At 60.8% G+C, this 20,703-nt stretch carries 12 protein-coding genes and 7 pseudogenes; 6 read left to right on the plus strand and 13 right to left on the minus strand.

What is annotated here, in order from left to right; translation table 11 throughout:
- Positions 1 to 7: 7 nt before the first annotated feature.
- The 4 genes and pseudogenes from tnpC (HAP54_RS02100) to HAP54_RS02115 all read right to left on the minus strand — a co-directional run.
- Positions 8 to 1,599 (minus strand): annotated as a pseudogene (gene tnpC / locus HAP54_RS02100) (IS66 family transposase).
- Positions 1,600 to 1,673: 74 nt separating this feature from the next.
- Positions 1,674 to 2,018 (minus strand): IS66 family insertion sequence element accessory protein TnpB, encoded by a 345-nt coding sequence (tnpB, locus tag HAP54_RS02105; protein ID WP_165125830.1) that lies wholly within the window; start codon positions 2,016 to 2,018, stop codon positions 1,674 to 1,676.
- Positions 2,015 to 2,362 carry a transposase gene (locus tag HAP54_RS02110; RefSeq protein ID WP_029085231.1) on the minus strand — a complete coding sequence of 116 codons (348 nt, stop codon included), beginning with the start codon at positions 2,360 to 2,362 and terminating at the stop codon, positions 2,015 to 2,017. The genes tnpB (HAP54_RS02105) and HAP54_RS02110 overlap by 4 nt, the downstream gene beginning before the upstream one ends.
- A 105-nt stretch (positions 2,363 to 2,467) precedes the next feature.
- A pseudogene (locus HAP54_RS02115) lies at positions 2,468 to 3,536 on the minus strand (ABC transporter transmembrane domain-containing protein); the annotation flags it as partial.
- A 36-nt stretch (positions 3,537 to 3,572) separates the two neighbouring features.
- On the opposite strand from HAP54_RS02115, the gene HAP54_RS02120 reads away from it, so the two are divergent.
- A protein-coding gene (locus HAP54_RS02120; RefSeq protein WP_166294672.1) for an IS630 family transposase occupies positions 3,573 to 4,519 on the plus strand; the annotation gives its coding sequence in 2 pieces (ribosomal slippage) (positions 3,573 to 3,912 and positions 3,912 to 4,519; 948 coding nt in all).
- A 698-nt stretch (positions 4,520 to 5,217) separates the two neighbouring features.
- On the opposite strand, the gene HAP54_RS02125 is transcribed toward HAP54_RS02120, so the two are convergent.
- Positions 5,218 to 6,569 (minus strand): IS3 family transposase gene (locus HAP54_RS02125; RefSeq protein WP_166208706.1). Its coding sequence is split into 2 segments (ribosomal slippage): positions 5,218 to 6,233 and positions 6,233 to 6,569, totalling 1,353 coding nucleotides; the frame shifts between segments, so codons are not numbered across the junction.
- An 826-nt stretch (positions 6,570 to 7,395) separates the two neighbouring features.
- On the opposite strand from HAP54_RS02125, the gene HAP54_RS02130 reads away from it, so the two are divergent.
- On the plus strand, positions 7,396 to 7,743 hold the full coding sequence (locus tag HAP54_RS02130) for a transposase (protein WP_224496933.1): 348 nt from the start codon (positions 7,396 to 7,398) through the stop codon (positions 7,741 to 7,743).
- A gap of 264 nt (positions 7,744 to 8,007) precedes the next feature.
- Here HAP54_RS02130 and HAP54_RS02135 read toward each other — a convergent pair.
- Positions 8,008 to 9,161, minus strand: a protein-coding gene (locus HAP54_RS02135) for an IS3 family transposase (RefSeq protein WP_166295259.1) whose coding sequence is annotated in 2 segments (ribosomal slippage) — positions 8,008 to 8,912 and positions 8,912 to 9,161 — 1,155 coding nt in all. Because the reading frame shifts where the segments join, the coding sequence is not laid out codon by codon here.
- A 513-nt stretch (positions 9,162 to 9,674) separates the two neighbouring features.
- Here HAP54_RS02135 and HAP54_RS02140 point away from each other — a divergent pair.
- Positions 9,675 to 10,481, plus strand: a complete 807-nt coding sequence (locus HAP54_RS02140) for a glycoside hydrolase family 12 protein (RefSeq protein WP_166214462.1) — start codon at positions 9,675 to 9,677, stop codon at positions 10,479 to 10,481.
- A gap of 232 nt (positions 10,482 to 10,713) precedes the next feature.
- Here HAP54_RS02140 and HAP54_RS02145 read toward each other — a convergent pair.
- Positions 10,714 to 12,149 (minus strand): annotated as a pseudogene (locus HAP54_RS02145) (IS701 family transposase).
- 153 nt (positions 12,150 to 12,302) lie between these two features.
- Here HAP54_RS02145 and HAP54_RS02150 point away from each other — a divergent pair.
- Positions 12,303 to 13,385 (plus strand): annotated as a pseudogene (locus HAP54_RS02150) (IS5 family transposase).
- A gap of 264 nt (positions 13,386 to 13,649) precedes the next feature.
- A protein-coding gene (locus HAP54_RS02155) for an IS3-like element ISRj2 family transposase (RefSeq protein ID WP_166204126.1) occupies positions 13,650 to 14,779 on the plus strand; the annotation gives its coding sequence in 2 pieces (ribosomal slippage) (positions 13,650 to 13,902 and positions 13,902 to 14,779; 1,131 coding nt in all).
- Positions 14,780 to 14,956: 177 nt separating this feature from the next.
- Here HAP54_RS02155 and tnpC (HAP54_RS02160) read toward each other — a convergent pair.
- From tnpC (HAP54_RS02160) to tnpA, 5 genes and pseudogenes are all read right to left on the minus strand, one after another.
- Positions 14,957 to 16,579 (minus strand): annotated as a pseudogene (gene tnpC / locus HAP54_RS02160) (IS66 family transposase); the annotation flags it as partial.
- A 45-nt stretch (positions 16,580 to 16,624) separates the two neighbouring features.
- On the minus strand, positions 16,625 to 16,819 hold the full coding sequence (tnpB, locus tag HAP54_RS02165; protein WP_166294302.1) for an IS66 family insertion sequence element accessory protein TnpB: 195 nt from the start codon (positions 16,817 to 16,819) through the stop codon (positions 16,625 to 16,627).
- A gap of 33 nt (positions 16,820 to 16,852) precedes the next feature.
- Positions 16,853 to 18,079 carry a group II intron reverse transcriptase/maturase gene (gene ltrA / locus HAP54_RS02170; RefSeq protein WP_166306448.1) on the minus strand — a complete coding sequence of 409 codons (1,227 nt, stop codon included), beginning with the start codon at positions 18,077 to 18,079 and terminating at the stop codon, positions 16,853 to 16,855.
- A 561-nt stretch (positions 18,080 to 18,640) separates the two neighbouring features.
- On the minus strand, positions 18,641 to 18,859 hold the full coding sequence (gene tnpB, locus HAP54_RS02175; RefSeq protein ID WP_166298587.1) for an IS66 family insertion sequence element accessory protein TnpB: 219 nt from the start codon (positions 18,857 to 18,859) through the stop codon (positions 18,641 to 18,643).
- 84 nt (positions 18,860 to 18,943) lie between these two features.
- Complete coding sequence (gene tnpA, locus HAP54_RS02180; RefSeq protein ID WP_166298498.1) at positions 18,944 to 19,255, minus strand: IS66-like element accessory protein TnpA; 312 nt, start codon at positions 19,253 to 19,255, stop codon at positions 18,944 to 18,946.
- A 136-nt stretch (positions 19,256 to 19,391) separates the two neighbouring features.
- Between tnpA and HAP54_RS02185 the strand changes: the two are divergent.
- Positions 19,392 to 19,601 (plus strand): annotated as a pseudogene (locus HAP54_RS02185) (hypothetical protein).
- Between the two features lie 309 nt (positions 19,602 to 19,910).
- Here HAP54_RS02185 and tnpC (HAP54_RS02190) read toward each other — a convergent pair.
- Positions 19,911 to 20,669, minus strand: a pseudogene (gene tnpC, locus HAP54_RS02190) (IS66 family transposase); the annotation flags it as partial.
- Positions 20,670 to 20,703: the final 34 nt, after the last annotated feature.

The raw sequence follows: 20,703 nt of genomic DNA on the forward strand, positions 1-20,703 counted from the left end.
AGGCCGTTCACGCGGCGTGGTTCCATGGCATAAGCGCCTCGATCTGGCTGCTCGGCCAGCCGTTGGCGATGCGCTGAAGCGTGAGGGTGAGCCAGGCGAACGGATCGACGTTGTTCATCTTCGCTGTCTGCAGCAGTGTCGCGATGGTCGCCCAGGTTCGTCCGCCGCCGTCGCTGCCAGCGAAGAGGCTATTCTTTCTCGTAATTGTTTGTGGCCTGATGGCGCGTTCGACGATGTTGGAGTCGAGCTCAATGCGGCCGTCGGTCAGGAAGCGCTCGAAGATGGCACGGCGCGAGACGGCATAGCGGATTGCCTCGGCCAGTTTTGATTTGCCGGAGATCCGCCGCAAGGTCTGCTGCCAGAGATCAAAGAGATCTGCGACGACCGCCGCGGAGGCTTGCTGACGCGCGGCAACGCGTGCGTGGGGACTTTGACCGCGCACGGTCTTCTCGACCTGCCAGAGCTTTGCCATCCGCTCGACCGTCGTCGTTGCCACTTTCGAGCTTCCTGCAACATGCAGCTCGTAGAACTTGCGTCTGCTGTGTGACCAGCAGCCAGCCAATGTGATGCCATCATTGCCGCGATCGGCGCGCGCCAACTTGTTATAGGCGGCATAGCCATCCACTTGCAGGATGCCCCGATAACCATTGAGATGGCGGACCGCGCATTCGCCGGAGCGGCTGTCTTCGAAGCGATAAGCCACCATCGGGGGACCGCTGCGGCCAAAGGTGCGGTCATCTCTGGCATAGGCCCATAAGTAGGCCGTTTTCGTCGATCCGGAGCCGGGAGCGAGCGTCGGCAGGGTGGTTTCGTCGGCAAAGACCCGTTCGGCCTTCTTGACCTCGCTGAAGATGTAGTCGGCCATGATCTCGAGCTCGAAGCCGAGCTTGCCCATCCATTGCGCCATCAGCTGGCGGTCGAGCTCGACATGATCGCGCGCGTAGATCGCCTCCTGCCGGTAGAGCGGCATGCCATCGGCGTATTTGGCGACCGCGATCTGGCCAGAAGCGCTTCCGTCGGAATGCCTCCTTCAATGATATGGGCCGGAGCCGGCGCCTGGATTACGCCGTCCGCGTTCTTGAAGGCATACTTGGGACGGCGCGTGACGATCACACGGAACTTCGCTGGCACCACATCCAGACGCTCCGACACGTCCTCGCCGATCACCACCTTCTGCTTGCCGGCATGCTCAGCAAGGTCTTCCGGCTCAATGACGGTTTCGATCCGTTCCAGATGGGGCGCAAAGCCCTTGCGCCGACGCGGTGCACGCTTGCCATCCGCTTGCTCACGGCCCTTGCTGACCTGGGCCTTGATTGCAGCGATGCCGGTCTCAATTTCCTCGAAGACAAAGGCCTGCTGTTCATCGTCGCCGTTCGCAGAGCCGAGCTTTTCCGATCGTCGGCCGAACCGGGCGCGGTCGAAGGCCTTCAGGATCTGCGTCAGCCGCTCGATACGCGCATCGGCATCGGCGTTGCGCACCCTGAGATCGGCGACTTCGCTCTCCAGAGCATCGGCGCGGGCCGCCCTCTCGGCCAGGGCAAGCACCATGGCTCTCAGCGTCTCTACGTCATTCGGGAGGTTGAGATCGGGCGGCGTCATTGGCCCGACCAGAGCACATTTTGCCCCGGTTCTCTTGCCTTTTCAGCTCACTGATTCACTTCGCCGCAGCGCTTTTACCCAACAATCTCCGGCGGCTTGACCGCCACGGTCCGGACCCGCTTCCAGTCCATTCCATCCACCAGTGCCATCAACTGCGCAGGATTCATCTGCACCCGATGATGCCCGATCCGCGGCCAGCAGAACTTCGCCTTTTCGAGACGTTTTAAATAGAGGCACACGCCGGAGCCATCCCACCATACGATCTTTATTCTGTCGGCTCTTTTGGCCCGGAAGACATAAAGCGCACCGTCGAACGGATCTGAGCCCGCATCGCGCACAAGCGCAACCAGGCCATCGATACCCTTGCGGAAGTCGACTGGATGGCTGGCGAGGAACACCTTCACGCCCGAGGGAATCATGCCGAACGCACCGCCCGGATCACTCGCTGCAAGTGCGCCTCGTCGACGTCCACGCCGGCACGCACGACGACCTCGCCAATGGCAATCTCAATCACTGTGCCTGCCACAGACGCCACCACGCCCTCGCAACTCGAGTGCCGCGAGCGATAATGCCGCTCGGCCCGAGCATCACGGCGCCAAGCGAACAGCTGCGACGGGTGAATGCCGATCCGGCGGGCGATCGCCGAGACGCTCGCGCCAGGCTCCAGCGCCTCTGTCACAATTTGCGCCTTGAACTCGTCCGACCAGCGTCGGCGAAGCTGCCGCGGCGCTCCCTCAAGACGGTCGGCGACCGCTTCGATCATATGGAAGGTTCTAGTTCCAGAACTAGGCGCAAACATAGAAGCTCACATCGGCTCACAAACTCAGCAGCCGATAGCCGATCGCTTACCACTCCGCCAGACGGGGTTTCTTTGCCGCTTACTGACGAAGGGCGTCTTGCCGGAGCCGGAGCGTCCGACCAGGCCGACACGCTCGCTCGCATCTATGTCGACCGACAGAGTGGAAGGTAACGTCGTCGAGCACGATGCGACCGCCCTGGATGCCGATCGGCCTCGCATCATCGGCATCGACAATGCCGAGCGGCTCGCCATGGATCTGCACCAGTTCCTCCATGTCGTTCACCGAACGCTGCAAGTCGTTGATGTGCATGCCGACATCCCGCAAGTAGGCGTGAATGATGTAGTAGCTGGTCAAGACATAGGTGACGTCGCCCGGCGTGGCGGCGCCATGCGCCCACAGCAGGATGGCACCGCCGATCACCGAGGCGCGGAAGCACAGCAGCACCAGGAGCTGCGCCGTATCGAGGTGTGGTTGTAGCGGAGCCAGGTCCGCCGCACCCGGCGGCGCCAGCGGCTGATGACGCCGTCGAGCCGGATGTCCTCGCGCGTCTCGGCGCCGAACGACTTCACCACCGCGTTGCAGGCCAAGGCGTCGGCCAGCGTGCCGCCGACCTTGGTGTCCCACGCATTGGAGAGACGTGCGGCTGGCGCGATGCATATCATCGTGAAGCCAATGGTGACAGCCACATAGAATAACGCCCCCAAGCCGACAACCCCGCCGAGCACGGACCAATGCACCCCCAGCAGGATCATCGAGCCGACGAGCACCACCAGCGACGGCAACAATGCGGCCAGCACCGTATTGTTGAGCAGATCAAGCGCCCACATGCCCCGCGTGATCTTGCGCACAGTGGAACCCGCGAACGAGTTGGCGTGCCAGTCAGTCGAGAGTCGCTGCGTCCGCATGAAGCCCTCGCGCGCAAAATCTGACATCGTCTTAAGCGTGAACGGCACGATCGCCTGCAAGCCTGCAAGTCGCAGTATAACCGATAGCAGGCCGAGCAAGACGATGCAGCCGAACGAAACCGTCGCCGCGCGTTGCGCCGCAGGGTCGGAGGGGCCCAATGTCAGCGTATCGACTAGAGCATTTTCCGACCGGAATGAATCGGGTGGGGATTCCCAAAACGGCGCGAGTCAGATTCAAGCTGCATGCTGGCGAGGGAGGCCAGCATGTATGGCCAGGGCGCTTTCGGTTGATCTTCGTCAAAGGGTGATAGCCGCGATTGACGGTGGCATGTCCTGTCGACAGGCTGCTGAGCGCTTTGGTGTCAGCGCGGCCAGTGCGATCCGCTGGCGCGGTCGCCTCAAGGAAGTTGGCGACATCGTTCCTAAACGCCAGGGCGGTGACCGCAAATCGCAGCGCATCGAAGCGCATTCGCAATTGATTCTGGAGGCAGTGACAGCGAAGCCGGATATCACGCTCGCCGAGTTGCGAGAACTGTTGAAACGTCGTGGAATATCGACTGGCATCGCGTCGCTCTGGCGTTTTTTCCAGCGCAGAAAGATCACACTTAAAAAAAGACAGCGCACGCCGCCGAGCAACGGCGCGGCGATATAAATGCCGCGCGTGAGGAGTGGTTCGAAGGGCAAATCGATCTTGACCCTGAGCGTCTCGTCTTCATCGACGAAACCAGCGCCAACACCAAAATGGCGCGGCTTTACGGCCGCTCGCCACGCGGCGAGCGATGTCGTGCAGCTATCCCACACGGACATTGGAAGACGACGACATTCACCGCTGGATTGCGCTCCGACGGTCTGATCGCGCCGCTTGTTCTGGACGGTCCAATGGATGGCGACGCTTTCCTGGCCTACGTCGAGCAATTGCTCGCCCCATCGCTGCGGCCGGGCAATACCGTTATCATGGACAACTTGCCCGCTCACAAGGTCCATGGCGTTCGAGAGGCCATCCGGGCGGTCGGAGCAAGCCTGCTCTATCTTCCGCCCTACAGTCCAGACTTCAACCCGATCGAAATGGCCTTCTCTAAACTGAAAGCCCTGTTGCGGGCCGCCGCAGCGCGCACCATGCCCGATCTCTGGCAAGCAATCGCCAACGCTCTCAAGCGCTTCTCACCCGAGGAATGCCAAAATTATCTCGTCGCGGCTGGTTACGACGCAACGTGATCGGAAAATGCTCTAGGTGCCCGGAGTACACGGGCATGAACAGGTCGGCCACCGTTGCGCCGAGAAAACCGACAAGGATAATCGTGACACGGAGGGGCTGCCTTACCCAATGCTCCAACACGAACGGGAGCACCACGCTGATCACGGCGGCTCGCTTCTTATCTCGAACGATCATGGCACTCGCGATTGTGATGCTCGCGCCTTTCGATGCGGACGCGATATACCCAGTGCTCGACGATCCGAGGCGAAACGGCAATGCCCGAGGGGCTTGGCCGTTGTCGCCTCGAGCTCAGAACGCACAGCGAATACTTGTACGTCCCTTGCCATGGCGCGTAGCATCCCGGCGTTATTTACCATATTGTGCTCGCTGTCAGACTTTCCATTCAGCGAGCAATCAACATGCAATTTTCTCGGCATTGACTTTCCACTTGTGCCAATCGCTCCAGCGCGCCGGCCATACCGATCCTGTCAGGAAGCCGATGGAACGCCACAGCAAAGCACCAAGCCCACTGCATTCCCTGTAGTCAGTCATCGGACTCACCTCCGGCGCCAAAAGTGCCGCATTATGTTCCGATATGATGCTGTTCTCGCGAACACTGCAATGTTCTGGCATCACATGCGTGGTGTCCGTCGTCAGATAATTTGAGACTAATCAGGCTTTTCGAGAAGGGAGGCTCTGGCTCATCTGTTGTTGGAGTTTAAGCGGCCTGCAGTTGGTGCTGCAAGCGGCGGTTTGCGATGGTCTCACGCTTGATGCGCTGTCGTTCGGTTAGGATGGTCTCGGCTCTGCCGAAGTAGACGTCAGCCGGGGTCAGGTTTTTGATGCTCTCATGATAGCGGACGTGGTTGTAATGCTCGACGAAGGCGCCGATCTGCCGTTCGAGGTGGTGAGGTAGATAATAGTTCTCGAGCAGAATGCGGTTCTTCAGGGTCTGATGCCAGCGCTCGATCTTTCCCTGGGTTTGGGGATGATACGGAGCGCCGCGCACGTGCTGCATGCCCTTGTGTTCGAGCCACCTGGCCAGATCGTCCGCGACGTAACTCGAACCATTGTCGCTGAGAAGCCTCGGCCGGTGCGCGACGGTGATGTGGTCAAGGCCGGAGGCCGCGAGTGCCTGGTCGAGTGTGGCCGTGACGTCGGAGGCACACATCGTGGGACCAAGCCTCCAGGCGACGATGTAACGCGAGAAGTCATCGAGCACGGTCGACAGGTAGTACCAGCCCCAGCCGGTGATCTTGAGGTAGGTAAAGTCGGTCTGCCAGAGCTGGTTGATGGCGGTGGTCTTGTCCTTGAACTCGTTCGCCGCCTTGATCACCACATAGGCGGGGCTGGTGATGAGGTCATGCGCCTTCAGCAGCCGATAGACCGATGCCTCGGAGACAAAATACTTCCGTTCGTCGGTGAACCGCACGGCCAGCTCGCGCGGCGACAGCTCGGGCAGCTCCAGCGCCAGGTCGATGATCTGGCCCCGCACATCGTCGGGGATGCGATTCCATATCCGGTCAGGTCGAGACCGGTGGTCAGCCAGCGCCTCGACGCCGCCATCACGATAGCGATCATACCATCTATAAAACGTGGCGCGTGGGATCCCGAGCTTGTCCAGCGTGCGCTTGGCCGGCAGGTGCGACTGCTCGACCAACTGGATGATCTCGGCCTTCTCGGACGCAGGATATCTCATACCTCGTCCTCCCCATCCCCGTTCATGCTTTTTTTGAGCAGGCGGTTCTCAAGGGTGAGGTCGGCCACGACTTCCTTCAATGCGGCCGTCTCACGACGGAGATCCGTCACCTCGCCGGAAGTCGCCGCACGCGCCGTATCGCCCGCCAGGCGGCGCTTACCGGCTTCGAGGAACTCCTTCGACCAGCCGTAATACATTGAGGCGGCAATGCCCTCACGCCGGCAGAGCTCGGAGATGTTCTCCTCGCCCCGCAGTCCTTCCAGCACGATGCGGATCTTCTCTTCCGCCGAATACTGCCGGCGGGTCTGGCGCCGAATGTCCCTTAGTACCTGTTCTGCCGGCGCTTTGCCCGGTCCGGATTTCTGCTTCATCTTCGCTCCTGGTGGCTACGATGAACCAGAAATCCTCCCTCCGCAAAATCCTTCAATTTGTCTCACACGCCCTGACGGCAAACAATGCGTGGATAAGAATGGCGCCCCGTCGCATCGGCTCAATCGGCAAGTCAGCTATTTTCGCCGGAGGTCATCGGCAGATAAGAGCTACGGTCCACGTTGCCCCCTCCTTTGACCGCCAAGGTAACGAAACCTCTTAATCATCCTGCCTTCCTTCACTGAAGCTTAAATCCGTACCTCAGTTCTGCGACAACTTTCAGCTTGTGATGTTTACGACTGTGCATTCCCAAGGAATCGTGATGCCACCGCTTTGACCAAGTCAAGGCACGAAATTCATGGGAGCTCCCGAGCACCAGACCCGCTGCGAGTGCTCTGGCTACACCAGTCCTCGCCTCGGCAATCGACGTGCCACTTACGGGTTTACCTGAGCAGATCCGGCGTAAAAGCGAGCAGCAAGCAGGCTACTCCGCAAATCAGCGTTGCGCGGTGTCGCATTTCCGACATCGCGATGGTCAATTGGACACGGCCCGGCATGACGCAAACGTTGCTCCATGTGATGCGGGTCGCTCATCGTGCCGAGGTTGAGCGATTGTTTGAGTGACGCGTACGCGCCATGACGATGTCACCGCGCATGAGCTAAACCTCGGTCATCTTTATCCATGAATGGTTCGCATCAAGCGTCTCGCGTAAGCGCCTAAGAGACCCCATCTGGCGGAGGGTGTGAGCGATCGGCTATCGGCTGCTGAGTTTGTGAGCCGATAAGGCTTCTATGTCTGCGCCTAATTCTGGAACTAGAACCTTCCATATGATCGAAGCGGTCGCCGACAGTCTTGAGGGAGCGCCGCGTCAGCTTCGCCGACGCTGGTCGGACGAGTTCGAGGCACAAGTTGTGACAGAAGCGCTGGAGCCCGGCGCGAGCGTATCGGCGATCGCCCATCGGATTGGCATTCACCCGCCGCAGCTGTTCGCCTGGCGCCTTGATGCTCGGGCCGAGCGGCATTATCGCTCACGGCACTCGAGTTGCGAGGTTGTGGTGGCGTCTGTGGAAGGCGCAGTGATCGAGATTGCCAAGGGCGAGGTAGTCGTGCGTGCCGGCGTGGATATCGACGAAGCGCACTTGCAGCGGGTGATCCGCGCGGCCCGTTCGGCATGATCCCCTCTGGTGTGAAGGTGTTCCTCGCCAGCCATCCAGTCGACTTCCGCAAGGGTATCCATGGCCTTGTTGCGCTTGTGCGCGATGCCGGCTCAGATCCGTTCGACCGTGCGCTCGCCAACGGCTGGCCGAGCAGCGAAATCGATGCGCTTATGCCATGGAACGCGGCCGCCTTACGGCCTCACCTTGCCGCTTACTTTCGGTCAGTTCGCATTGAGGGTAGAGGCATGCGTGTGAGCTGCTGCCGGTTTGATGGACACCCGCTTAAGCTAATCCCACCTTGCGCTCGAACTCAACCGGGCTGAGATAGCCGATGGTCGAGTGCCTGCGGGTCGTGTTGTAAAATCGTTCGATGTAGTCGAACACATCGGCGCGTGCCTCATCTCTGGTTTGATAAATCTTGTTGGCCGTACGCTCGGTCTTGAGCGAGGAGAAGAAGCTCTCCATCGCCGCGTTGTCCCAGACGTTGCCGGAGCGGCTCATGCTGCAAACGATGCCGTGGTCGGCCATCAGGCGCTGGAACTGCTCGCTGGTGTACTGGCTGCCCTGGTCGGAGTGATGCAACAGCGCATCCGGCTTGCCGCGCCGCCAGACGGCCATCAACAATGCGTCCGTCACGAGCTGTGCCGTCATGGAGGCACTCATCGACCAGCCCACCACGCGGCGTGAGAACAGGTCGATCACCGCTGCGACATAGAGCCAGCCTTCGGCCGTCCAGAGATAGGTGAAGTCGGCGATCCACTTCTGGTTCGGCCGCTCGGCGGCGAACTGCCGGTCAAGGAGGTTCGCCGGTACGGTCTCGAGCTGTCGATCGCCGCTGTCCTTCGGTAAGCGCCGACGTCGCGGCCGCGCCCGCAAGCCTTGCAGGCGCATCAGCCGCTCAATCCGGTGCAGGCCGCAATCCGCCCCGTCGGCGAGCAGGTCACGCCACACCCGGCGTGCGCCATAGGTGCGGTCGCTGGCGGCGAAGCTGGCCTTGACCTTGCCGCCGAGCTCCTCGTCGCTGCGGGATCTGGCGCTGGGAGAGCGGTTCAGCCAGGCATGGAAGCCCGACCGCGACACTCCCAGCGCATCGCATAGCCATGCCACCGGCCAGATCGTCCGGTGCTTCGCGACGAAGGCGAACTTCATGTCGCTTCCTTCGCGAAGTAGGCTGCGGCCTTTTTTAGGATATCCCGCTCGGCCTTCAGCTTGGCGACCTCACGGCGCAGCCGCTCGATCTCCTGCTGCTCCGGCTTCATCTGCCCGTGGCCGGGAAAGGCTTGCGCCGGGTCGGAGCCCAACTCCTTCACCCATTTGCGGAGAACATTCTCATGAACATCCAGGTCACGGCCAGCTTGCGCCACCGACACCCCACGTTCCCGCACCAGCTTGACCGCCTCGACCTTGAACTCGCGGCTGAACTTCCGTCTTTTCATCGCCACCTCCGGCTTCATGAAACACCTAATCTCGGTGTCCATCAAACCGGCAGCAGCTCAGTGGACGAAAGCCGTCGCCCACCACGGACGAACAACTGACTGCGCGCCAGCGCTGGTTAGACCGTCTGGCTATGAGATATAAGAGTCCCCCCATGAACGAGCCAGACGAATCCGACCTTTAGAAGGAGTCACGGCATTACCCATAAATTTGCGAACTTCGGTAAGTCGAACGAGAGCGCCACACTCTTTGTTGGACGTTCGCTCTAAGTATGTTCGAACTAGGCTAGTCATCCAGTGGATCGTTGCCACTGTCTCAGCAGGCTGTTGTCATCCGAAAGACGGCAAACCCGGGCGCGGCTCCACCTTTCTCCTCGAGCTCGTCAGCTTCTCGAAAGCCAACCTTCCTAGCATTCGAACCCGGTCTCTAGATGCCAATGCCGCCTATGCTGAACTAGGCTACCCGCTGGGCGAATCTGCAGGAGACTTTGTTATCATAATCGAAAGGAGAGCTTTATGGATTCCAATCGGATAAACGGTGGCGGCGCGCAAGGGTCCCCACCGGGGTACGTCCGGACACAGGAGGATCATGATCTATTTAGGCAGGCCGCGAATGAAGCCGGGTCATTATCATCTGCCGCGCTTGTAACGGCGCAGGCTCCGATTTGGAGTTCGAGCGCTCCATACGGAAGCTTTTCACGCGAAGGCTACTCTTGGAACAACGACGTATGGGGTCCGCGCCCTGGGCCTCAGACGATTTCGGTGAGTGGCGTCAACCGGTGGAGCGTATGGTCGAACCAGCCTAATACGCCGGGCATCAAGAGCTATCCGCACGAGGCTTTTAGTATCGGGAAACCGCTCAGTTCAATCAACACTCTGAGCTCGAGCTTCAATCAGGAGGTTCCTACTGGCGGCGCCTGGGATGTCGCCTACGATATCTGGGACAGCTCAAACCAGCATGAGGTAATGCTCTGGACAAACTACACCGGAAACTCGGACGGGAGCGGCAACGTTAAGCCCATTTCATATCATTATGCCCCTTCCGGTGCGGCGATTCCGGTCTACAGCAATGTCAATGTAGGCGGAGCGACTTGGAACGTGTTTGAAGGTGAAGGCCCCCATGGTCACAAGGTCATCTCATTGCTGCGCACTTCGAAGACCAACAGCGGGACAGTGGACATCAAGAGTATCCTGCAGTGGATCAAGTCGAAGGGGTACTTTGGCGACATAAACGTCGGTAGCGTCCAATACGGCGTCGAGATTACCTCGTCCCCGGGGGGAAAGAACTTCAATTTCAACAACTGGTCTGTGACCTCGAAGTGAAGATCCGTGTGCGGGCGGCAAGGTGAGCTGCGCTTATGCCAATGAGCCACGCTGGCTGACGGCCTTAGCTTGCGCTTACCGCTCGCTCGCGGCCGTAATGGACACATTCCCGCCGCACCAGCCCCTGATGAAATGTCGCGGACGTTCTGTACGCGTTCGGTGATGGCTTCGCTGGAAGGATCACTCGCGTCGACTGCTTGACGGCCGGCCCTCGCGGTCAAGGCCTCTAGTCCTACTGCGTCACAAACGATGATCTGTCTAGTGGTCGAACTTGATCGCACAACAAGGACATCTCGACAGCGTTCGGACGAGCCCATGTTCGAGGCGCCGTCGCATCGTCGCGATCGAATTTGGAATGTGACGTTGGGTCCGCAGCGGCAAATCCGCGGGGTCTGTAATCTGCGGGAATGCGATCGAGCAGGATCGGCCGGGCGTGCCGAGTGCCTGAGGGGGGAATCGTCTCCCGCTCGGAGATCAGGAATCCGTAGGCTGCGATGCACATTGTTGCGTGATGATGAAAGCCGCGCCAGCCGCGTCCCTCGAAGTGGCCGAGCCCGACCTCCTGCTTGAGTTCCTGATAGTCGCGTTCGATGCGCCAGCGCAATTTAGCCGTCTCAACGAGAGTCCGGAATGCCACATCCTCCGGCAATGTCGAGAGCCAGTATTTGGTAGGCTGGTCCTCGCCTTTTGGCCATTCGATCAGCAACCATTCCTCCAATCGCCGGGTGGTTTGCCAATAATCACGATGCGCGGCACGGACCCGCACGCGGGCAAAGCGCGAGGTCAGCTTTTCGTTCGTTCCTTGCCGCCACGTGATGGTGCGCCAAGCTTTGGCCGGCAGGCCGATCGCGAGCGCCTTGACGGCGGCCGGCTGATGCTGACGGTTGCGGCGCATCAGTTTCGGTGGACGGCCGCGGCCCGACCATGGCTTCGGCGGCAAGGGACCGTACCGGGCGCCCATACCGTTGTGCTCGACAGAAGACCCGCCACATAGGTCAATCCCAGCGCCGTGATCTCCGTGCGCAGGTCGCTGTTATTGCCATAGCCCGCGTCCATCAGTACGACACCGCGTGGAAGGCCGCTCGCGCAGGCCCACCGCAACTGCTCCAGCGCGATCTCCGGCTTGGTCCGGAAGCCAACTTCGGCAGGAATGCCCACCTTGCGCCGCCGATCGCAGTCCTCAGTCCATTCCTTCGGAAGATAAAGGCGATAAGCGACAGGCAGGCTGGCGTGGTGGTTGGCAATCGACAGTGACACCGCCACCTGACAATTATCCTGCTTGCCGAGCTGCCCGCAATATTGCCGTGCAACTCCAACTGAATGTCGGCCCTGCTTGGGAAATCCGGTATCGTCGATGATCCAGGCTTCGATGGGGCCCTGGCGTTCAATCGCCGGCAGGACCATCTCACGTACCTTGCCCAGCACCTTCTCATCCGACCAGGCGCCGCTGCCGACGAAATGCAGCAGCGATTGATGCTGGGCGGCCGTCCGTTCCGGAGCTGTCACCGCCGCCATCGACTCCACGCTCTTGCGACCGCCACAGGCCATCAGGCCGACGCAATAGTCGCGCAGCGGCGCCTTCCGATCAGCATGACCGATGACACTGGCAAGCCCTTCCAAATACGTCGCAAATCGCTTCTCGCTCGTCTTGGTGCCACGCCCGCTCATGTCGGCCTCTCGACTGATGGTCCGTGCTTCATCCATCGCTGATTCTGGCCGGCGGTTTTGTGACTCAGTCAGACTAGCAGGCTGTTGAAAAAGGTGCTCGCCGCCGACCAGCGACCGTGATTCATTGGCTCTGACGAGATTCGGAGATGGTGCGTGCGCGGCGGCGACAATCGAACGGGCGAGCTGTTCAGCTACGTCGATCTGGAGGCGCGGGTGCGGCGTGACCATCCGCTGCGAGCGATCCGGACGATCGTGAACGAGGCGCTGTCGACGCTGGAGCGCGAGTTTGCCGCGCTCTATTCGCCGATTGGGCGGCCGTCGATCCCGCCGGAGAAGCTGCTGCGGGCGATGCTGTTGCAAGCGTTTATTCGATCCGCTCGGAGCGGCTTTTGATCGAACGGCTGGAATACGACCTGCTGTTCCGCTGGTTCGTCGGAATTGGCGTCGACGACGGAGCCTGGGACCATTTGGTGTTCTCGAAAAACCGCGACCGGTTGCTGGAAGGCGACATCGCGGCCGAGTTCCTCGCGGCGGTGCTGGCGCAGCCCAAGGTGAAGAAGCTGCTGTCGAGCGATCACTTCTCGGTCGATGGTACGCTGATCGAGGCCTGGGCCTCGATGAAGAGCGTGAAGAGGCTCTGGCGCGCCGCCGGCGCAAGGCGGCGGGTGCAATGCCGAAGCGGACTTCCATGGCCAGAAGCGCTCGAACGACACCCATGCTTCGACCACCGATCGGGATGCCAGGCTTTACCGCAAGGGAAAGGACAAGGAAACGAAGCTGTGCTTCATCGGGCATGGGCTGATGGAGAACCGCCACGGCCTGCTGGTCGACGCCTGCCTGACGCGGGCCGACGGGCATGCCGAACGGGTGGCCGCGCTGCACCTGATCGAACCGCGTGCCGACCGGCCGACAGCGATCACGCTTGGCGCCGACAAAGCCTACGACGCAGAAGACTTCGTCAACGAGCTGCGCTCGATGAACGTGACGCCGCATGTTGCGCAGAACACCAGCGGCTGCAGCTCTGCGATCGACGGGCGAACGACCCGGCACGGCGGCTATGCCGCCAGCCAGCGCATCCGCAAGCGGATCGAGGAGGCATTCGGCTGGATCAAGACGGTCGCCGGGCAAGAGAAGACCCGCTTCCGTGGCCATGAACGCGTCGGATGGGCCTTTACCTTCGCTGCCGCCGCCTACAATCTGGTGCGGCTGCCAAAGCTGATCGCGGAGGCCGGCTGATGGCCAAGGTGCCCGGCTTCGCCAAGGCCTTTGCTGGCCGTTGGCGCATCGTCGAAATGGACAACTGGGACGGCGACTTCCTCGGTACGCATACGACGAAGGCCGCCTGATTGACGCATGCGCGTGGGCGTGGCGATCTGTAAGATAGCGTTGGGTGAAGGTCAGGCGGCCTGCTGAGAGCTGGCTCCGCAAATTCGGACAGTAGCTTGAGTGGATTTTCTGCCTGACAGCGGCGAGGATTCTTGCCGCGAATCAGGAGCGAAGATGACGAAGAAGAGCCGCCGGATGCATTCTCCGGCATTCAAGGCGAAGGTTGCTTTGGCTGCGGTCAAAGGCGACAAGACGCTGGCGGAGCTGGCGCAACTGTTTGATGTTCATCCGAACCAGATCACGATCTGGAAAAACCAGCTCCTGGAAGGCGCCGCCGGCGTGTTTGGGCATGACAAGGCGTCGGCCGAGACGCCGGTCGATTTGAAGGCGTTACATGCCAAGATCGGCGAGCTGGCGTTGGAAAACGATTTTTTGTCCGGCGCGCTCACCAAGGCGGGCCTGCTGAGCGCAAAGCGATGATCGACCGCGGTCATGATCTTTCTATCGTGCGCCAGGCGAAGGTCCTGAAGCTGGCTCGCAGCACGGTCTACTATGAACCTCGGCCAGTTTCGGCCGAGGACCTTGCCTTGATGCGTCGGCTCGATGAGCTGCATCTCGATTATCCCTTCGCGGGAGCGCGTATGCAGCGATCGTTGCTGCGGCGGGAGGGCGTATACGCCGGTCGCCGCCACATCGCGACGCTGATGAAGCGCATGGGGATCGAGGCGGTCTATCGTCGCCCGAACACGAGTAAGCCGGCACCGGGTCACAAGATCTACCCGTACCTGTTGCGCGGATTGAAGATCGAGCGGCCCGACCAGGCGTGGGCAATGGACATCACCTACATTCCGATGCGGCGTGGCTTCGTCTATCTCGCGGCGGTCGTCGATGTGTTCAGCCGACGGGTCCTGGCCCATCGCGTCTCGATCACAATGGAGGCGGCCTTCTGCGTCGAAGCGGTCCAGGAGGCGTTGGCGAAGCACGGCAGGCCCGAGATTTTCAACACGGACCAGGGCAGCCAGTTCACCAGCCTCGAGTTCACCGATGTGCTGCTGGACGCGAAGATCGCCATCAGCATGGACGGCAAGGGCGCCTGGCGCGACAACGTGTTTGTCGAGCGGCTCTGGCGCACGGTCAAATACGAAGAAGTTTATCTCCGCGCCTACGACAGCGTGTCCGAGGCGCGAGCGTCAATTGCCAAGTATCTGGCCTTCTACAATCAGGGACGCCCTCACTCGAGCCTTGACGGGCGCACGCCCGACGAGGCTTACTTCGGCACGCAAGCTATGGTGATGGCCGCATGACCGTCGCCGACGATTTTGTCGTCGCTCTGGTCGGGCTACGCCCTCCCGACGCAACGACAAAATCGAAAGGCCCCGCGTTCAGCATAACCCGGCAGGAATCCACTTAAATCCCGCGGGGCGCTGTCCAAACAACCGGCGCCAGCTCTGCTGATCGGTGGGGTTGTTGGCTTGCCGCAGGAGCTTCCATTCCCAGGGCAGCAGTTCGCGCAGACGCGAAGTGGGAAGATCGGCGATCCGGGCGAGGACGTCGGCGAGCCAGGCTTTGGGATCGACGTTGTTCAGGCGGCAGGTCGTGATCATCGTCAGCATGATGGCAGCGCGGTCGGCGCCGCGCAGGCTGCCGGCGAAGGTCCAGTTGCGCCTGCCCAACGCGATGCCGCGCAACGCTCTTTCAGCGGCATTATTGCTGAGGCAGATCCTGCCATCATCGAGGAAGCGGGAGAAGTCGTCCCAGCGCCTGAGCATGTAGTTCATGGGCTTCAGGACCTCGGAGGAGCGCGACAGGGCTTCTCGCTCGCGGAGCAGCCAGTCGTGCAAGTCATCGAGAAGCGGCTTGCTCCTCTCCTGGCGTACGGCACGCCGCTCGTCGGCATTGCGGCCGTTGATGGCGCGCTCGATCTCGAACAGAGCGTCAAGACGCCTGACCGCCTCCAGCGCGATCGGGGAGACCGGTTTGCCCTTGCGGCCTTCCCTGGCCGTTTTCTCGATGTCGGCCAGCTCGAAGAATCCCCGCCGCGCATGGGCCAGGCAAAATGCGGGCGTGATCGGCATCGCTTTTCTTTTCGGATCGAACAACGGCTCGAAGCCGCTATAGCAATCCGCCTGCAAGATACCGGCGAAGGCGGCCAGATGCTTCTGGGGATGTTCGCCCCGTCGGTCGCTCGAGGCGTAATAGACCGCCGCCGGCGGCGCAGGCCCGGCGAACGGCTGGTCATCCCGCACATACGTCCAGATCCGCCCAGTCGTGCACTTGCCCTTCGCCAGGATGCGGATGGTGGTGTCGTCGCCATGTAGGCGCTCGGCCGCGAGCACATGGTGCTCGATCAGCTGGAACAGCGGCATAACGGCGAAGGTTCCGTGGCCGACCTGGTCGGCCAGCGTCGACAGCGGCAGATCGATCCTCTCGGCCTTAAAGCGCACGCTCTGACGGTTGAGCGGGATATGCATGCCGAACTTGTCGAACAGGATTGTCGCCAGCAGTTGCGGACCGATGAAGCCACGCGGTGTGGCATGGAACGGCGCGGGCGGCTGGCTGATCTTCTCACAATCGCGGCAGGTGAACTTTTCCCGCACCGTCTCGATCAGCTTGAACCGGCGCGGGATCTCCTCCAACGTCTCGGTCACATCCTCGCCCAGCTTCGCCAGGCGCGATCCGCCGCAGCAGGCGCAGCTCGTTGGCGCCTCAATGACGACCCGCTCGCGTTCGATGTCGTCCGGCCAAGGCTTGCGCACCGGCCGCTTGCGCGTGAAGGCCCGAACGTTCTGTACCTTTGCAGCCGCGGCACGCGCGGCGAGCTCATCCTCACTCGCCATGGTGATGAGTTCTTCGAGCTCCAATTCCAATTGCTCGATCAGCCGCGCCGTGCGCTCGGACCGCGGCCCGTACAGTTCGCGTTTGAGCTTCTCGATCCGCAGTTCGAGATGTGCGATCAACGCTTCGTTGTCCGACAGCTCCGCCCGCGCGCTGGCGGCATCCGCGACTGCGATATCGCGCTCAACTTGCAACGCCTTGCGCTCGGCCAGCAGCGCCATGTAGGCGCTCGCAAGATCCGCAGGAAGATCGTCTGGCTTCGAGCTCATGAAGCCATTGAATCAGATCGAGCAGCAGATTCAAACCCAAAACGGTTATCCGACCCGCGTCGGACGCTGGGTTTCTTGCGGGGTGCGCCAATCGATTCCGGACAACAGATAACTCAACTGCGCCGGCGAGATCGTTACCGTTTCACCGCCAACCGATGGCCAGATGAACCTTCCTCGCTCGAGTCTTTTGGTAAAAAGGCATGCTCCTTGGCCGTGGTGAGTCGGCCCCGGGGGTTGCACCCGGAGCCGCTCTCCGAACCGTACGTGACGCTCTCACGTCATACGGCTCTCAACAAGTAACGAGGCAGAACTCAACATCGCCCAATGAGCGAACAGCTTCGGCCTGCGGCAGCGGATCAATCTGAGCCAGGTGGAGGCTCTGACTTTTCCATTCTTCAGCCCTTTGTATTTGCGTCGCGCCCAGCGGTTAAGAGATTCGTCGACATATCGATACAGGTTGTGCATTTCTGACCGCCCATATCTGCCGTAGTACTGCCTCCATCCACGAAGGACGGGGTTCAGTTCCAAGGCAATTGCGTCGACTTCCGTCTGCGAGCGAAGCCTGAGGCGGAGCTGCCGGATCGTCATACGCATAGACGTCATCGCCGCCCTGCTGACCGCTGGCGAGAACGTACAGAAGTTTTCTTTCTTCTGATGGTTTCTTGCCCTGCGCGGTCGAAAGGTAAATCCCAGAAAGTCAAATGACTGACTGGCATGGCTACCCGGGCGATTGCTGTCTTTGCAGTAGACGATCTTGGTCTTGTCGGGATGCATTTCGAGTTCGCATTCCTTAAACCTTGCTTGCAGCGCCGCCTTGATGGCTTCCGCTTCAGCCTTGGTTCGGCAATGAACGAGCCCGTCGTCCGCGTATCGACACCACGGCGACTGCGGGAAGTTCCGCGCCATCCATGTATCGAACGCATAATGCAAGAACAAATTGGCAAGGACGGGACTGATCACGCCGCCTTGGGGTGTGCCCCGGTCGCGAGCGGTGATCGCTCCGTCTCTGTCTTGCATCGGCGCTGTTAGCCAGCGTTCGATGTAGAGCAGAGCCCATTCGTCTTGCACATGCTTCCTGACGGCCTTCATAAGCAACTTGTGGCTGATATTGTCGAACAGGCCTTTGATGTCGAACTCCAGCACCCAGTCCATCCTCCAGCACCGTTGCCGGGTGACGCCGACGGCGTCCAGCGCGGATTTTCCGGGCCGGTAGCCGTAGGAATCGGGAAGGAAGATTTCCTCGAGTGCTTGTTCAATCTGCAGCTTGACGACCGTTTGCGCCACGCGATCTGCTACTGTCGGCACACCTAGAATGCGTTGCCCGCCGTTCTTCTTGGGAATGGAGACAGCCCGAACGGCAGGTGGAAAGTAGCTGCCAGAAGACATTCGATTCCAGACCTTGTAAAGGTTGCCCTTCAAGTCCTTCTCAAAAGCTTCGAGCGACACCTTATCCACGCCGGCCGAGCCCGCATTGGCTTTGACCAATCGGTAGGCCTTCATCACTGTCTGCTTGTCGATATCGTACTGCTTACGTCCGGTTACACTCACATGTCCTCCTGCTCATCACAGTTGCATATGGGAGCAACCCACTTGTTTCGGCCCCTTCGCTCCAGTCCCATTACAGCACCTTCATCACTACTACGAGCCGATCCGCCCCAGTGTTGTGCTTCGGTACTCTCGTCTCGCGGTGTGCGCCGCTTGAACTTCTCCCTTGGCATCACAACGACTGGTTCCTGCAGTTCTCTACAAGAGCCTGTATCCAGATCGCGTCCCCTAAACGCCGGTCGCCATCCGCGCAGTAATCCAGGCGCCTCACGGATTGATCTCAGGGATGGCACGCGCCCCTGATTTTGGCGACGCCTTAGTAATTTTCGACGCGTCATCGGAAGATTCGCTTTCGCTCGCCTTCTGGATACTTACCTGCCCCGTACACCCGGGACTTTTGCAACACTTGCTCATGACCGCGCCTTTTAAGCGAAGCCACAGTGTCGTGGTTTTGCATCTGCGCCTGAAACGCCGATGCAGGAGGGCCATCCTCCATCTCTCATAAAGCTGTACGCATTAAATTCGGTTATTCACCTCCTTCATGCTCTGCAGCACACCGTGCCAGATCAGCTTCACAAGATCGCTGCGGCGACCGCGGAAGACAAACAAATGACCGCTGAGCGGGTCTTTGTGCAGCACCTCCTGCACTTGGAGCGCCAACGACGGAAAGCCTCGGCGCATGTCCGTGTAGCCTGTCGCGAGCCACACTCGCGCGCCCGTCGGAACCGGGATCATCGGCGGACCAAAGCATCGAGAACGCGACGTAGCGCATCTCCATCAACGTCGCCATCGACCCGGATGCGGTGCCCGCTACCAAGATCAATCATCGATGATGCCCTGGCTCTTGCGTCGACGCGCCGTTGGCGTCAACGCCGCTTCGGCCACCTCCCGCGGTAGCGCAGACGGCCCAATCTCGACCGGAACAAACGGCGCTATGCTCGCTTCGCCGTGCCTGCAAAGCTCCTTACGCCACCTGAACAGCTGGCTCACATGAAGCCCGGCCACGCGAGCCACCTCGGAAACATTGGCGCCGGGCTCGAGCGACGCTGCGACGAGCCGTTCCTTCTCATCCTGCGACCACCGGCGCCGCCGCTCGACCGTTGTGATCACCTCCGCCCTCGAAATCGTCATAGCGCTTCTCCTAGGATTACCCCTAGGACCTGCAGCGCTCGCGCCCATCAAACAAGGCGGCCCTTAGCGGAGGAATACCTTCCTCGACCTCGTCGAACAGGCGCATCTCACCTTCACGGGCAAGTCCGACGGTGAAATTGCCTTCGGTGCGCTGAAGGGCTTCCTCGATGTCCGCTACGGCGCGCGAGACGGTTCGGCCTGCGCGGAGTTCTCATGGGAAGGGCACGATGAGAATGACCCCGCCTGCGGTCGCGGATGAGCTATGATCGGCACTGCGGGCAGGCTCGTCGGTCACTTCTACATACACAATGGCGACGATTCAGCCTTCGTTTGCGAACGCGGCTGAGTTCTTCAACAGCCTGCTAGGTCTTCTCCAGGACGCCCCACGAGGTGATACAGCGCTTTAAGACGCGCGGCTTCTGGTGGGAGATTGGTTGTGAAGACCAGATTCGCGGATCCAAGCGGAGAATGTCATCGGCGCTATCGGCTATCCAGCCTACCGCACGGGCCGCTGTGAGCGAGGGCCGTTCCATGGAGCTCGTTCCGAACCACGATTGCCTTGAGCCTGATTGTACGCATACGACGGAGGCCGCCTGATTGACGCATGCGCGCGGGCACGGCGAGGTCTATGATGGCATTGGGTGAAGGGTGAAGGTCAGGCGGCCTGCTGATTGGCTGGCTTGTCGGCCTGGCGCAGGAGCTTCCATTCCCAGGGCAAGAGCTCGTGCAGACGCGATGCGGGATGATCGGCGATACGGGCCAGGACGTCGGCGAGCCAGGCCTTGGGATCGACGTCGTTGAGGCGACAGGTCGTGATCATCGTCAGCATGATGGCGGCACGGTCGGCGCCGCGCTGGCTGCCGGCGAAGGTCCAGTTGCGCCTTCCCAAGGCGATGCCTCTCAATGCGCGCTCAGCGCAATTGTTGGTCAAGCAGATCCTGCCGTCGTCGAGGAAGCGGGCGAAGCCGTCCCAGCGCCTGAGCATGTAGTTAATCGGCTTCAGGACCTCGGAGGAACGCGAGAGGGTTTCGCGCTCGCGGAGCAGCCAGGCATGCATGTCCTCGAGAAGTGACTTACTCTGTTCCTGGCGAGCGGCACGCCGCTCGCCGGCACCGCGGCCGTTGATGGCGCGCTCGATCTCGAACAACGTATCGAGGCGTCTGACAGCCTCCAGCGCGATCGGGGAGACCGGTTTGCCTTTCTTGCCTTCCCGAGCATTTTTCTCGATATCAGCCAGCTCGAAGAAGCCCCGCCGCGCATGGGCCACGCAAAACGCCGGCGTAATCGGCAGCGCCTTCTTCTGCGGGTCGAACAGCGGCTCGAAGCCGCTGTAGCAATCCGCCTGCAAGATGCCGGCGAAGGCGGCCAGATGTCTCTGTGGATGCTCGCCTCGTCGGTCGCTCGAGGCGTAATAGTGTCATTCGGCCTGCAATATTGACCCCCTAAGC

The sequence above is a fragment of the Bradyrhizobium sp. 2S1 genome, from assembly GCF_011516625.5.
In the GTDB taxonomy this organism is placed as follows: Bacteria; Pseudomonadota; Alphaproteobacteria; order Rhizobiales; family Xanthobacteraceae; genus Bradyrhizobium; species Bradyrhizobium septentrionale.

What these genes read in the sequence shown, in the direction of transcription:
- HAP54_RS02130 (WP_224496933.1), top strand. Translation starts at nt 7,396, where the DNA reads ATGATCGAAGCGGTCGCCGACAGTCTTGAGGGAGCGCCGCGTCAGCTT.
- tnpA (WP_166298498.1), bottom strand. Translation starts at nt 19,255, where the DNA reads ATGACGATTTCGAGGGCGGAGGTGATCACAACGGTCGAGCGGCGGCGC.
- tnpB (WP_166298587.1), bottom strand. Translation starts at nt 18,859, where the DNA reads ATGATCCCGGTTCCGACGGGCGCGCGAGTGTGGCTCGCGACAGGCTAC.
- tnpB (WP_165125830.1), bottom strand. Translation starts at nt 2,018, where the DNA reads ATGATTCCCTCGGGCGTGAAGGTGTTCCTCGCCAGCCATCCAGTCGAC.
- HAP54_RS02110 (WP_029085231.1), bottom strand. Translation starts at nt 2,362, where the DNA reads ATGATCGAAGCGGTCGCCGACCGTCTTGAGGGAGCGCCGCGGCAGCTT.
- HAP54_RS02140 (WP_166214462.1), top strand. Translation starts at nt 9,675, where the DNA reads ATGGATTCCAATCGGATAAACGGTGGCGGCGCGCAAGGGTCCCCACCG.
- ltrA (WP_166306448.1), bottom strand. Translation starts at nt 18,079, where the DNA reads ATGAAGGCCTACCGATTGGTCAAAGCCAATGCGGGCTCGGCCGGCGTG.